Here is a 13,742-nt window from a genome sequence, read left to right as displayed (position 1 = left end):
GACAGATAAAGGCTTACAAGCGCGTTAATAAACAATTACGCAACAAACCATTAAAGAGTTTAACGCAACAATTTTGCAATGGCGTAGCATTACAACACTACATTAATTATTACCATCGATATGAATAAAGATGACAAGAAACGAGATGTGGGATGTGAGATGTGAGATGTGAGATGTAGAAGATATTCTAACCTAATATCTCATTGAGACTTAACCTTGGACGACTGCTGTAGGCTAACAGGTTATTATCTTTAAACAAGCATAAAAAAGCTGAAACCATGGTTTCAGCTTTTTAACTAACTATCGATATTTCTGCTAACTGCGTAGTAAGTTTCTAAAACTAGTCACCGAAGTCATCGAGTAGAATATTTTCTTCTTCAACACCTAAGCTTTCTAGCATGCTGATAACTGAAGAGTTCATGATTGGAGGGCCACACATGTAGAACTCGCAATCTTCTGGTGCTTTATGGTCTTTGAGATAGTTCTCAAGTAACACGGTATGAATAAAACCAGTGTATCCCTGCCAATTATCCTCTGGTAAAGGATCTGACAGCGCTACGTGCCATTCGAAGTTGTCATTTTCAGCTGCTAACATATCGAAATCTTCTTGATAGAAAATCTCTCTAGCTGAACGAGCACCATACCAAAATGTCATTTTACGTTTGGTTTGCTTACTCTTTAATTGATCAAAGATATGCGAACGCATTGGCGCCATACCTGCCCCACCACCGACAAATACCATTTCAGCATCAGTCTCTTTTACAAAGAATTCACCGAATGGACCTGAGATAGTGACCTTATCACCAGCTTTAAGGTTGAAGATGTATGAAGACATTTTACCTGGTGGTAAATCATTATTCGGCGGTGTAGCAATACGTACATTCAGCATAATTCGCCCTTGCTCATCTGGATAATTTGCCATTGAGTAAGCACGCAACACATCTTCATCAACCGTAGACACTAAGTTAAATAATTCGAAGCGCTCCCAGTCATCACGGTACTGCTCAGGAATATCAAAGTCGGCATATCTCACTTCATGCGCTGGTGCTTCAATTTGAATATAGCCACCCGCTTTGAAATGAACCTCTTCGCCCTCTGGTACTTTAAGCAATAACTCTTTAATGAATGTCGCTTGGTTATTATTGGAAATAACCTCACACTGCCACTTTTTCACACCAAAGATCTCTTCGTCGACTTCTAATTCCATGTCAGTACGTACTGCAACCTGACAGGCTAAACGACAGCCTTCTTTCGCTTCTTTCTTAGTAATATGGTCAAGCTCTGTTGCTAAAATATCACCGCCACCTGATTTAACGGTTACTCGGCACTGTCCACAAGTACCACCACCGCCACAAGCTGATGGAATAAAGATATTCTTACCAGCCAAAGCTCCCAGCAGTTTATCTCCCGCGGGAGTACGCACACTTTTGTCTGCGTCACCATTGATCCCAATGGTGACATCACCAGTATTCACCAATTTACTTTTGGCGAATAGAATTACCATCACTAGCAAGCTTACCACTATGGTAAACATGCCTATGCCAATTGCCATTTCCATTAAATGTACCTTCTCAACAATTTGTCATCACTCAGAGAATTCATATTCGATTGCATTGTCATTTCTAAGCACCACACTATAAGGTAATTCCAGCGAAAGACATGAAACCCAACGCCATCAACCCTGTGGTAATAAAGGTAATACCGATACCCTGTAAACCTAGCGGAATAGCATGAAACTTCATTCGTTCACGAAGACCGGCTAGCAAGATAATCGCCATTGCCCACCCCACTGCACTACCACCAGCAAATACCATAGACTCAACCAAGTTGTAATCACGGTTTGCCATAAAAATAACACCTGCAAAAATCGCACAGTTAACGGTTAGCAGTGGTAAGAAAATCCCTAGGGACTGATACAAGGTTGGAATATAACGTTCAAGGAACATTTCCAAAATTTGTACCAAGGCAGCAATTACCCCGATAAAGGTAATAAGCTGCAAATAGCTTAGATTTAACTCAGGAAATCCAGCCCAAGCAAGCGCACCGGGCGCGAGTACATTTACGTAAATAACTTGGTTCAAAGGGACAGCTAGCATCATCACGACGATAACAGCAATACCTAAACCAAAAGACGTTGATACTTTTTTAGATACCGCTAGGAACGTACACATACCTAAGAAAAATGACAGCGCCATGTTGTCGATAAACGCGGCTTGAATAAATAAATTAATATAATGTTCCATCGCCATTATCCTCTCTTACGCTGCACAACATTGATCGCCCAAATCATCACGCCGATCAAAAAGAATGCACTTGGTGGCAAGGTAAACATTTCGTTTGCAAGATACCAACCACCGTTTTCAATTGTGGTAAATATCTCGTGACCAAATAATGTTCCGCGTCCAAGAAGCTCTCGTACAAATGCGACTCCGAGTAATATCACGCCATAACCCATGGCATTACCCAACGCATCAACTAAGGCCAAATGCGGTGGGTATTTCATCGCAAAAGCTTCTGCTCGTCCCATAATGATACAGTTGGTGATAATCAAGCTCACAAACACCGATAATTGCTTTGAAAGCTCATAAGCAACGTCTTGTAGCACCATATCAACAATAATCACCAAAGAAGCAATTACAGTCATTTGAGCAATAATACGTACACTATTAGGGATGAAATTACGAATGGTCGAAATGATTAAGTTCGACATCACCAACACAAAGGTTACCGCCAATGTCATCACTAATGCCGTTTGCATTGAGTTACTGACAGCCAACGCAGAACATACGCCAAGCACTTGCATCGCTACTGGATTGTTAGCAAATATAGGCGAGGTTAAAATCTGCTTTGTAGATACTGAACTACTCATTATTTAGCCTCCGTCGTAGCAAATTGCTTGAGGAAAGTTTGATAGCCTTCAACACCAAACCAAAACTCAACTGCGCGTTGAATACCAACACCGGTTCTGGTTGCACCACTTACGCCATCAACGCCATGAATGTCGCCTTCTTTGGCTCCACCTTTAACGACTTTAATGGACATTTTGCCGTTTTCATCGAATAGTTGCTTACCTTTCCATAAGTCAGTCCATTCAGAATCAGTGACAAAATCGGCAATACCTGGCGTTTCACCATGTTCGTAAAAAATAATGTTCTCTACTGTGTTTAAGTCAGGTTTTACAGCTAAATAACCATAAATCATTGACCATAAACCTTTACCGTAAATCGGCATCACTAAGCTAGAAAGCTCTCCGCTTTCATTTCGCACTTCAAAAATACGAATATTGTCAGCGCGAGTTTTAATCTTAGCGGTATCTTTTTTAGGTTTAGAAGAGGTTTCAGGATTGATTGCCGCCATACGCTCGTCTAAATCCAGTAAGTTTTCTTGTGCAATAAACTCCCCAGATTCCAGATTCACCAGCTTTGGCGTAACACGTTCGCTAAATAATTCGCGAAAATCACCAGCACTGATATCAACATTGGCAGCACGTAATACAAATTGTTGTACTTCATCGCGCTTTTTAACCAGTTTACGTTCTTTAAGAATTTCAACGGTACCCGTGATCATAAACGAACAAACTAAACTCAGACTGATGATAAAGATCATCGTGCCTGCGACAGTATCTTTCTTAAAGGCCATGACGTTTTAGTCTCCGTTTAATGTTGGCGCGAGCCACCAGATAATCGAATAGCGGAGCCCATAAATTAGCAAATAAAATTGCCAACATTATGCCCTCAGGTAACTTCACGTTGAGTACTCGAATCAATACCGTCATAAAGCCAATCAAAGCGCCATAAGCATATTTAGCATTACGAGTATATGAGGCGGTTACAGGGTCAGTAGCCATAAACATCATACCCAAGGCAAAACCACCTGTGACAAGATGCCAAGTCCACGGCATTGCAGCAATTGAGTTCTTTGCTGGACCAAATAGATTGAATAAAATGGCAGTGACTATCATGCCTAACAATACGCCAGCAACCACTCGCCAATCAGCAACCCGAGTTAACAACAATACGCCGCCACCAATTAAGATTGCTAAAGTGCTGGTTTCACCTATCGAACCCGGAGTGAATCCTAAAAATGCATCCATCCACTTAGGATCTGATAACGCGCCTAGCCAGCTCACATCTGCGTATAAATTAGCGCGACTTGCGGCAGCTTCAGTTAGCGTCGTTGCGCCAGCGAAACCATCGACAGCCACAAACTGACTAATCGCAGCCACTTCCGTTGGATAAGCAAAGTAAATAAAGGCATAACCTGCAAGAGCAGGATTTAAAAAATTATACCCCATGCCGCCAAACATCTCTTTGGCCACAATTACCCCAAAACTCACGCCGACAGCGATAATCCAAAGCGGAGTCGATACAGGAACAATTATCGAGAATAATAAAGCGGTAATGAAAAAGCCTTCGTGCAACTCTTGTCTGCGCATTTTGGCAAAAATAACTTCCCAAAATAAACACACGACTAATGTGGCCAGATAAATTGGCACATAATAACTTGCGCCATAAGCAAACAAACTTATCAAACCTGATTGTTCAGTAAGCTGACCAAATAATGCTGCAAATATAGCTAATTGCCAGCTTTCTGGCTGAGTAGCACCTGAGGAAATCGCCACTTGTGCTTGTAAACCTAGGTTATACATCCCGAAAAATAATACGGGTAATAAACACATACCTACAATGTGCATAGTGCGTTTTACATCAATCGCGTCACGAACATGCACTTTACCTTTGGTACTGCGTCCACGAGCGATCCATAAAGAGCGCAAATAGCTTTTCATCGAGTGACCATGAGCATAATAACGCTCTTGCTTACCCGGTTTGTTCTGTTGCTGACTCATTAACCTTCCCTCTCGATGATATCTAGGCAAGCACGTAACTCTTTGCCAAAGTCATATTTACCTGGGCAAACAAAAGTACACAAAGCTAAATCTTCTTCATCTAACTCTAATGCGCCAAGCAGCTGCGCTTCATCGGTATCCCTCACCACCAAATCTCTTACCAATAAAGTAGGCAAAATATCTAATGGCATCACACGTGCTAATTGGCCAAAAGCCATCATGGCGCGAGGAGAGCCTCCAGCATGTGTAGTAAAATCAAATAACTTTTTCGTACGACTAAAACCCGACATCATAATGCCAGTTAGTGAAAACTTTTCTTTGTTGCGTTTAACCCAAGGTAAAAGCTCATGACGTGCATTTTCAGTTAACACACAAACTTGTGAATGATAACGGCCAAGGTAGTTATAAACACCAATCGCGGTGTGTCCTGAAAGTACAGAACCTGACACTACTCGTGAGTGGACGTCTTTAATTTCGCTCTCAACCAATTCACCTAAATCACTACCAAGTTGAGTACGAAGTAATCGCGGCTTTAATACGTTAGGGCCAGCTAAAGCAACGACTCTTTCGTTAAATAGTTCACCAGTTTGGAATAGCTTGCCAAAAGCAATCACATCTTGGTAGCCAATATGCCAAACCACGTTTTCAATATTCACTGGGTGTAATAAATGTATATGAGTACCTACAAGGCCTGCAGGGTGAACACCACCAAACTGGTGAGATTCTACTTGCTCTATATCATTACCAGGTAAACTTACACCTTCTCCATGACATAACATCACTTTGCCATCGGTTAAACGAGTTAACGCCTGCATGCCAACTTCGAATGCTTGTTGATGTTCAGCAATGATAATGAGAGGATCAGCAGCTAATGGATTTGTATCCATCGCTGTTACGAAAATTGCAGAAGGTTCCGTTTCAATCGCAGGAATACGAGAAAAAGGACGAGTTCGCAGTGCAGTCCATAAGCCACTTTTTATTAAGTTAGCTTTCACAGCTTCACGAGATAAAGACAACACATTATCTGTTGATTCAAAGCTGACAGACTCATCACCTTCACAGCGAATCACTACCGACAGTAACACACGCTTTTCGCCACGGTTTATTGCAATAACCTCACCACTAGCGGGAGCAGTAAATATTACTCCAGGTGTTTTTTTATCTTCAAATAGGGCTTGGCCTTTTTTAACCATTTCCCCTTCTTCGACAAGCATTGTCGGTTTGAGGCCGACATACTCCTCGCCAAGGATAGCGACACGAGTCGTTTGTTTTTCCGATTCAATGATTTGTTGCGGTTGACCCGCAATAGGCACATCGAGGCCTCGTTTAATTGTTATAACCTGATTTGAGGATCCAGCCATTACTTGTAACCTTTAAAATTCAGATACCACATAATAAATAATTTTGTGAGCTAAATCCGCTATTAAAGTCACACCTTTTAAAATTAATGTGAAATAAATGTACAGATAAAATAGCTTCACGCTGAAAAAGTTGTTCTAAACACGATATTTAATTTCAATTTCGGAAGTTTAAAACACCAAAAAAGAGAAAGAATTCAACGAAAGTTGTTCGAGTAGCATAAGACACTATCAAACAACATAGACTGAGATCACAGTAAACTCAATAATATATGAATGACAATTACATGAAAAATAAATGAGGTTGTTACAGGCTCGCTTCAGTTTACCCCTTGTTGTTAAAAATAAGCATAAAACTCAAAAATAAGTAAAAAGACCGAATTGATTTTTCAGCCTCTCTGAATACTCGTGAGCTATGAGGTGTTTAGCACTATAAACTCACATTGTTTGGCAATTTTATATCGGTCACTTCAGCTGGATTAAACCAGTTCAATGAATCTGCTAGTTGAACCACCTCGCCAATAATCATCAATGCTGGCATTTGCAAAGCAGGATCAGCTGCCAGCTTTGGTAAATCACTCAGTTTACCAATAAAGCGTTGCTGCGAGGATGTTGTCGCTTTTGAGACAATCGCTACCGGTGTATCAGGGTTTCGGCCATGACTCATTAATCCTTCGCTGATAATATTGGCATTCAGAATTCCCATATAAACCACTAAGGTATTATTGGTGTTAGCATAATCTTGCCAGTCCATCGGACGACTTTCTAATTGGCAATGGCCCGTAATAAAAGAAACACCTTGAGCATAATCACGGTGTGTTAACGGGATCCCAGCATACGCTGAAGTACCACTTGCAGCAGTTATACCTGGCACAACCTCAAAGCGCACATCGCTCTCAACTAAAGTTTGTAATTCTTCGCCACCACGGCCAAATATAAAGGGATCACCGCCCTTTAAACGCACTACATTTTTGCGGGTATAAGCTTTAGTGACGAGTAACTGATTGATTTCATCTTGAGCCGCACTGTGTTTACCAGCACGCTTTCCAACAGCAATTTTCTCTGCATGTTGTGGGATTAAGTCGAGAATATCTTGGCTTACGAGGGCATCATATAGCACAGCATCAGCTTGTTTAAGCACTCTATAGGCTTTCAATGTCAGTAATTCAACATCACCAGGGCCTGCACCAACTAACCAAACTTTTCCTTTGGCCTCTTGACCTGATATTGAAACTAATGCCATTACCGATAACCCCACATTATTTATTTAAGGTTAAATATAACGGTTTACATATTCCATATACAATAGATAAAACTTAGCTTTTATTCCTTTTGGTTATATACATAATAAGCAACTAACAGCACTTCTGTCACTCTTACACCTTAACAATCAAATGAATCCCTTTTGTTTCGTCTATGACTTCAACCATTTATTTGTTTCACCTTTGTTATCGCAATGATAACCTGTCAAAAATAACAAAGATAAAGGGATTTCGATGAAAAAAACGCTCAGTCTATCGCTCATCTTTTGCTTACTTTCCTCTGCAAGCGTCAATGCCGATGACAATGATTCTTTAGTTGATGAAAGAATAAAAAGCGAAATAGAGACCTCTGATAAACGTTTTGTGATTACCCCTCACAAGGTGAATTACATACTGCCTTATACCTATAATGACTCGCCCAATTCAGATCCTTATGTTGGCTTTAACACGGGCAATGAAGGAGCAGATGAAGAAGTCGATAATGCCGAAGCAAAGTTTCAAATAAGCTTTAAATTCCCTCTTTGGTACAATGTGTTTGGCGATAATGGCCATTTATTCTTCGCTTACACTAACCAATCCTATTGGCAGGTTTATAATAAAGATATTTCATCACCTTTCAGAGAAACCAATCACGAGCCCGAAATCTTTATGTTATTTAATAATGACTGGGAAATCGCAGGCCTGAGAAACTCATTTTGGGGTGTAGGTGCCGTACATCAGTCTAATGGTAAATCGGGCAGTTTATCTCGAAGTTGGAACCGAATTTATGGCGAAATGATATTTGATCGTGGCCCGTTTGCTTTAGCTTTTAAAGCTTGGTATCGCATACCTGAAGATGAAAAAGAAACACCTACATCACCCGATGGTGATGACAACCCTGATATTGAAGACTACATGGGAAATTTTGAAATTAAAGCGGTTTACGGCCTCGATGAGCACCTCTTTACACTAACGGGTCGTAATAATTTAGACAGTCCCAATAAAGGCGCCTTGGAAGCCACATGGAGTTACCCGATACTTGGTAACTTAAGGGTCTATGCTCAATACTTTAATGGCTACGGCGAAAGCTTGATTGATTATAACCATCACAACCAACGTATTGGTATCGGGGTTTCAATAAACGATATTTTGTAAACTAACGCTTGAGTAAGCGATAGAACCATTAATCGCTACAATTTTTAAGCATAAAAAAGGTGAACTACAAAGTTCACCTTTTTTATTTAAACACCGTCAGATTATTTTGCCGTGCTATTCGCTTTAGTCGAAATAGAAATACCTTTGGCTGTTACATCAAGCGTTAACTGCATGCGCATGTCGTAATCTTTAAGCATTGCTAATTCATCTGGTATTGGCTCACCACTTTCTTCAATAAGCGTAAATACCGGTGTAAGTAGCTTTTGGTAGTCTAAAGCCATGCTAGTTAATCCATTGGATGCTAATGGTTCATTCGCTAACGTATCCGCTAATGCTTCACCTTTATCACCACTGAAAATCACCAAATGATTATCTTTCATGGCAATTTTCGCCGTTACACCCATTTCTGGCGGCAACATTAAGTAAGGCGTCACATCTACTGCATCACCATTTTTTTCTAACTGGATATTTGCTAATTGTGGAACAAAAGGTCGCACCATATTCATTAGCATTGCAGGGTCGTCAGCCGACAAACTGATCAGTGCATCTAAATGCTTAAAGCCAGGCTCGCCATTTTCATCTGTTAATGAAAAATCAACAATGGTTGTACTGATACCTTTAACGCCATTAGCCATACCTGTCATCATACCAAGCATTGCAGGATTTTGTTCACTAATCCCATATTGCACTTGCGCAAGTGCTTCACATTGATAACTGGGGGTTTGTAAATCTTTCCAGATTTCAGATAATGCCGGAGCGAGCTGCACCACATCTAATCCAAATGCCATAGACGCAACATTGTTACTGATGTTTTGACTAAAACTTGGAATAAAACCGCGCATTTTAGCCAGTGCACCTAAAATAACCTGATTATTTGACTCAATAACCACTTCGGCATCAAAGTTAGTTTCTTTTCTGTTGACGGAAAAAGAGTTAAGCCCCATTACAGTTCTTGGCCAATTGGCCGCGATAGCATTAAACTCAGCCTTACATTCAGGCGTTTTGAACTCAGCAAAAGGATCTTCATTCGAACCTTCCATTTGAACTAACTTCGTCAATTGCTTGGCCAGCATATTGCCGTCGTTTGAAGTTAACCCATTTACTAATTCAACATGGTTAATAAAGCTAATACTGTCTTTTAAGAAGCCATGAGTCGTAGCAATTTCATCAAGCATGCCTGACTCACTGATCGGATTATCAACCTTAATTAACCCCAATGCCGTTTCAAGCAGTTCTGGTTTATTAAATGAGGTATTAAGTGTAACCGTTAACCAACCGTCTTTTTGAGCAAACACCATATCGATAGATTCATCTTCATCGATAAGCGGATAAGCACGATACTCTTGACCTTTTACTGACTCAGCTTTGTGAACTAAGCCGCTTTCTTCTGACGCTTTATCAAGTAACGCCCAAACCGCACTTTCATCTTCAACTTGAATTTTAAATACTGGCAAAGCACCTAAAGTGTATGTGTAAGACTCAATATTGGCAGGCAAACCAAATGTCTTTAAAAATACTTCAGGGTTTTCAAAGCTCATTAAATAGCTTTTATATAAACTCACAAAAAAGCGCTCTTGCTCACTTCCGTAAGGGCCCGCTTGTTCAATTTGCTCTAAAGATACCTTACTGTTCACTCCCATTGGCATAGAATACAAATAATCTTCTAATGGAAATGGGGTTAATTGTCCAGAAAACAACAAGGTATCAGCTGGGATATACGCAAGAATTTCGTTATCTGAAATAGTACTGCCATCTTTACCAGACAACACATATGCCCCAGCACCAACAGCGATAACCGCCGCAGCGATTGCGAGTTTTTTCATTTTTTATAGCTCCATAAATCACATGTAGATTAAAACAAGTCACTCTTCCTTGAGAGTTATTGGATTAAAAATTAGCTTTGTTAACGTATTCGATTCAGAACACATCAATTTTAATAAGTGTCGCAATAACTTAGCATTTTTTTATTACCGATTCATATAAAAAGCACAATTTGAAAGTTATTTATAGGGCGTTATTCAGGCGTGGTTAAGGTGAAAGCCACTGTCAGCTAAACCCAAAAAGTGATCTGGTAGTAAATCTTCGTTTAGTTATAACTGGGAGGGAGAATGGCAATAGAATAAGGAGGCAACTTCTCGGTTAGTCACCGTAAGTGACTAACCGAGAAGTTTAAAAGGATTATGCTCGCGCTAGCAAGCCAATCACAAGGGCGCTCGACTAAGCGAGCAAGGCTTTTGGAGGTACTTGGCTTGCAATCACAAACCTAAAGTGTCGACAAAAACCATCTACGGGAACCTCTTAATCTAGACTATAAAATTAACTTGTGCATAATTTTGTGGATAAAATGTTTATTAAAAATCTTCTAGAGCAAAATATCAGTCATTAGTCTTAATGGAGTATCAATATACCCCAAACTTATAGATTGATGTTCAACATAAACAAAACTTAACTCATCTTCATAATACGCTTTCACTGATTCAAAATATCAACTTCCAGTGAAGATTATTTAAGCAAAAATATCAGCCAACAGGCTGATATTTAATAATTAACTTATTATGTCTAATATTGACTAAATCTCATAATGCAAACCACATTCTCGCTTTAAGCCATTAAAACGGGTTTCTTCTTCCGTCATTCCAAGCTCTAATGGTTTACTAGAATGAGTATCACCAACAGAGACATAACCTTGCTCCCAAAGAGGGTGGTAAGGTAAATCGTTTTCTGTCAGGTATTGGTGTACGTCTTTATTACTCCACTCAATAATTGGCAGTAATTTAAATCGCTCACCGTGTATAGCTAAAATAGGTAAAGCTTCACGCGTACTCGCTTGACTGCGGCGTAACCCCGCAAACCAAGTACCGACATTCAATTCAGCAAGCGCCCGTTGCATAGGCTCTACCTTATTAATACGATTATACCTCTCTAACCCATCAAGCCCTTGCTCCCAAAGTTTACCAAAGCTAGCTTGTTGCCAAGCGGATGACTTAGCGGCTTTAAAAACCTGAAGGTTTAAATCAAGCCGTTCAGTTAACTGATCAATAAACTGATAGGTTTCAGGAAACAAATGACCTGTATCGGTCAAAATCACCGGTATATTAGCTTGTGCTTGGTTGACTAAATGGAGCATTACTGCCGATTGAATACCAAAACTTGAAGATAGTGCATGCTCGCCAGGTAAATAGGCTAAGCCCCAAGTCACCCTCTCTTGTGCCGTCAATCCAGATAGAAAACGATTTACTTGTTCTAGCACAATACCTTGCTCTGATTTAGGAGCGGTTAGCAATGCTAATAATTCGTTTTGATTAATCATCATCTTGCCCTCATTGGTAAAGCGCTTGTTAAAAGCACTCTAACCATGAAAATCTACAGCGGCATCATTCACTGCTTTAACAATGCCATGACGCACAGTGAAGTTACCAAAAGTCTCACCCGCATCACGTTCTTGTACGTACAAAGCAAACAAGTTATCTAATTCAGCCAAAATTTCAGCTTCTTGAATATTTTCTTTGTACATTTTATTTAAACGTGTGCCTTCGAAGCTCGCGCCTAAATACAAGTTGTAACGTCCAGGTGCTTTACCTACCAAACCGATTTCCGCGGCAAATGGTCTTGCACAGCCGTTTGGACAGCCAGTCATACGAACCACTATCGCTTGCTCACTAATGCCATGCTTAGTTTGTAGAGCATCAATGTGATCAATAAATTCAGGGAAGTAACGCTCAGCTTCTGCCATCGCTAATGGACACGTAGGCAGAGCAACACAGGCAATTGAGTGACCACGGGTCTGACTGATAAGCTTGCCAAAAAAACCATGTTGGCGAGCAAGGTCTTCAATTGCCGCCTTATCTTCTTCAGCAACACCCGCAATAATCATATTTTGATTAGATGTCATTCTGAAATCGCCTTTATGAATTTTGGCTATTTCACGAAGACCGGTTTGCAATGTTTGGCCTTGTTCATCTTTAATTCGACCACTTTCAATAAATAACGTTAGATGCCAGTTGTTATCGACACCTTTTACCCAACCATATCGGTCGCCGCGGTCGCCAATAACAGCGTCACGTTTGGGCTCGAAATTAACTCCAGCGCGTTTCTCAACTTCAGCCTTAAATTCAGCAACACCGTGGTCAACAATGGTGTACTTCAAGCGCGAACGTTTACGATTAACTCGGTTACCCCAATCACGTTGCACTGTCATCACAGCTTCAGCAAACTTGATCACATCAGCAGTTTTGATAAAGCCAAAGTCATCAGCTAAACGTGGAAAAGTTTCAACTTCACCATGAGTTGACCCCATGCCGCCGCCAGCAACCAAATTAAAACCAATAAGCTCGCCAGCCTCTTCAATCGCTACAAAACCCAAGTCATTGGTATAAACATCAACGTCATTATCCGGTGGTACTGCTACCGCCATTTTAAACTTACGTGGCAAGTAAGTTTTGCCATATACAGGTTCGTTGGTTTCAGTGTCTAATAGCTTTTCTTCATCTAACCAAATCTCTGCATAAGCGCGGGTATGAGGTAATAAATGATCGGATAACTCTTTTGCTACTGCGTAGGCTTGTTGATGCAATTTAGATTCAATTGGATTTGGATTACACATCACGTTACGGTTAACGTCACCACATGCTGCAATCGAATCAAGTGCCGCTCTATCTAAACCTTGAATCAAGGTTTTAAGGTTACGTTTTGGAATACCATGGTATTGGAACGTTTGACGCGTGGTTAAACGGATACTATTCGATGTGGTTAATGTTGAAGAAATCTTATCAACATCAAGCCATTGCTCAGGAGAGCAAATCCCTCCAGGCACACGAGCACGAAGCATAAAGCTATAAAGAGGCTCTAATTTTTGCTCTTTACGTTCATTACGTAAGTCACGATCGTCTTGTTGGTAAAAGCCATGGAATTTGATCAACTGCTGATCACCATCGCTAAACGAACCTGTTACTTGGGTATCTAACCCTTCTTTAATCGAGCCGCGCAGATAATCACTGTCGGTTTTTAAATATTCGTTTACGGCTAACTTTTGCTCACTCATCATGTGGCCTCTTTAATACTTGCTGCGTTCGTTGCTCAAATTGAGCAACGAAGCTTTATTCTTATTGTCGCGATGAAGACTGCGATTCTTTATGTCTAGTG

11 protein-coding genes are annotated in these 13,742 nt (G+C 40.5%); 1 reads left to right on the top strand and 10 read right to left on the bottom strand.

The window, feature by feature from the left end:
- Nucleotides 1-340: 340 nt before the first annotated feature.
- From nqrF to cobA, 7 genes are all read right to left on the bottom strand, one after another.
- Nucleotides 341-1,558 carry an NADH:ubiquinone reductase (Na(+)-transporting) subunit F gene (gene nqrF / locus QPX86_RS03935; protein WP_220753432.1) on the bottom strand — a complete coding sequence of 406 codons (1,218 nt, stop codon included), beginning with the start codon at nt 1,556-1,558 and terminating at the stop codon, nt 341-343.
- 76 nt (nt 1,559-1,634) lie between these two features.
- Entirely contained in the window at nt 1,635-2,243 is a 609-nt protein-coding gene (gene nqrE / locus QPX86_RS03930; protein WP_055025195.1) for an NADH:ubiquinone reductase (Na(+)-transporting) subunit E, read from the bottom strand.
- 5 nt (nt 2,244-2,248) lie between these two features.
- Nucleotides 2,249-2,869, bottom strand: a complete 621-nt coding sequence (locus tag QPX86_RS03925) for an NADH:ubiquinone reductase (Na(+)-transporting) subunit D (protein ID WP_220753431.1) — start codon at nt 2,867-2,869, stop codon at nt 2,249-2,251.
- A complete protein-coding gene (locus tag QPX86_RS03920; RefSeq protein WP_220753430.1) occupies nt 2,869-3,639 on the bottom strand; it encodes a Na(+)-translocating NADH-quinone reductase subunit C in 771 nt (256 codons plus the stop codon). Before QPX86_RS03920 ends, QPX86_RS03925 begins: the two co-directional genes overlap by 1 nt.
- Nucleotides 3,629-4,846, bottom strand: coding sequence for an NADH:ubiquinone reductase (Na(+)-transporting) subunit B (locus QPX86_RS03915; protein WP_220753429.1), 1,218 nt, complete (start codon nt 4,844-4,846; stop codon nt 3,629-3,631). The genes QPX86_RS03920 and QPX86_RS03915 overlap by 11 nt, the downstream gene beginning before the upstream one ends.
- The gene (locus tag QPX86_RS03910) at nt 4,846-6,207 is read right to left on the bottom strand and encodes a Na(+)-translocating NADH-quinone reductase subunit A (RefSeq protein WP_285164284.1); all 1,362 of its coding nucleotides are present in this window, start codon (nt 6,205-6,207) and stop codon (nt 4,846-4,848) included. Before QPX86_RS03910 ends, QPX86_RS03915 begins: the two co-directional genes overlap by 1 nt.
- Nucleotides 6,208-6,634: 427 nt before the next feature.
- Nucleotides 6,635-7,447, bottom strand: a complete 813-nt coding sequence (cobA, locus tag QPX86_RS03905; RefSeq protein ID WP_285164282.1) for a uroporphyrinogen-III C-methyltransferase — start codon at nt 7,445-7,447, stop codon at nt 6,635-6,637.
- A 253-nt stretch (nt 7,448-7,700) separates the two neighbouring features.
- Between cobA and QPX86_RS03900 the strand changes: the two genes are divergently transcribed.
- Nucleotides 7,701-8,600 carry a phospholipase A gene (locus tag QPX86_RS03900; protein WP_285164279.1) on the top strand — a complete coding sequence of 300 codons (900 nt, stop codon included), beginning with the start codon at nt 7,701-7,703 and terminating at the stop codon, nt 8,598-8,600.
- Between the two features lie 101 nt (nt 8,601-8,701).
- On the opposite strand, the gene QPX86_RS03895 is transcribed toward QPX86_RS03900, so the two are convergent.
- From QPX86_RS03895 to cysI, 3 genes are all read right to left on the bottom strand, one after another.
- Nucleotides 8,702-10,423, bottom strand: coding sequence for a hypothetical protein (locus tag QPX86_RS03895; RefSeq protein ID WP_220752633.1), 1,722 nt, complete (start codon nt 10,421-10,423; stop codon nt 8,702-8,704).
- Nucleotides 10,424-11,169: 746 nt separating this feature from the next.
- Nucleotides 11,170-11,913: a phosphoadenylyl-sulfate reductase gene (locus QPX86_RS03890; protein ID WP_220752634.1), complete on the bottom strand. Its 744-nt coding sequence runs from the start codon at nt 11,911-11,913 to the stop codon at nt 11,170-11,172.
- A gap of 36 nt (nt 11,914-11,949) precedes the next feature.
- Complete coding sequence (gene cysI, locus QPX86_RS03885) at nt 11,950-13,641, bottom strand: assimilatory sulfite reductase (NADPH) hemoprotein subunit (protein ID WP_220752724.1); 1,692 nt, start codon at nt 13,639-13,641, stop codon at nt 11,950-11,952.
- Nucleotides 13,642-13,742: the final 101 nt, after the last annotated feature.

It is taken from the genome of Shewanella goraebulensis, assembly GCF_030252245.1.
Lineage (GTDB): Bacteria > Pseudomonadota > Gammaproteobacteria > Enterobacterales > Shewanellaceae > Shewanella > Shewanella goraebulensis.
This window is presented reverse-complemented; position numbering and strand designations above follow the sequence as displayed.

Bases quoted from the DNA above. Each gene is read 5' to 3' on its own strand.
- nqrE (WP_055025195.1), bottom strand. From the start codon at position 2,243: ATGGAACATTATATTAATTTATTTATTCAAGCCGCGTTTATCGACAAC.
- QPX86_RS03910 (WP_285164284.1), bottom strand. From the start codon at position 6,207: ATGGCTGGATCCTCAAATCAGGTTATAACAATTAAACGAGGCCTCGAT.
- cysI (WP_220752724.1), bottom strand. From the start codon at position 13,641: ATGAGTGAGCAAAAGTTAGCCGTAAACGAATATTTAAAAACCGACAGT.
- QPX86_RS03895 (WP_220752633.1), bottom strand. From the start codon at position 10,423: ATGAAAAAACTCGCAATCGCTGCGGCGGTTATCGCTGTTGGTGCTGGG.
- QPX86_RS03915 (WP_220753429.1), bottom strand. From the start codon at position 4,846: ATGAGTCAGCAACAGAACAAACCGGGTAAGCAAGAGCGTTATTATGCT.
- QPX86_RS03920 (WP_220753430.1), bottom strand. From the start codon at position 3,639: ATGGCCTTTAAGAAAGATACTGTCGCAGGCACGATGATCTTTATCATC.
- nqrF (WP_220753432.1), bottom strand. From the start codon at position 1,558: ATGGAAATGGCAATTGGCATAGGCATGTTTACCATAGTGGTAAGCTTG.
- QPX86_RS03890 (WP_220752634.1), bottom strand. From the start codon at position 11,913: ATGATGATTAATCAAAACGAATTATTAGCATTGCTAACCGCTCCTAAA.
- cobA (WP_285164282.1), bottom strand. From the start codon at position 7,447: ATGGCATTAGTTTCAATATCAGGTCAAGAGGCCAAAGGAAAAGTTTGG.
- QPX86_RS03925 (WP_220753431.1), bottom strand. From the start codon at position 2,869: ATGAGTAGTTCAGTATCTACAAAGCAGATTTTAACCTCGCCTATATTT.
- QPX86_RS03900 (WP_285164279.1), top strand. From the start codon at position 7,701: ATGAAAAAAACGCTCAGTCTATCGCTCATCTTTTGCTTACTTTCCTCT.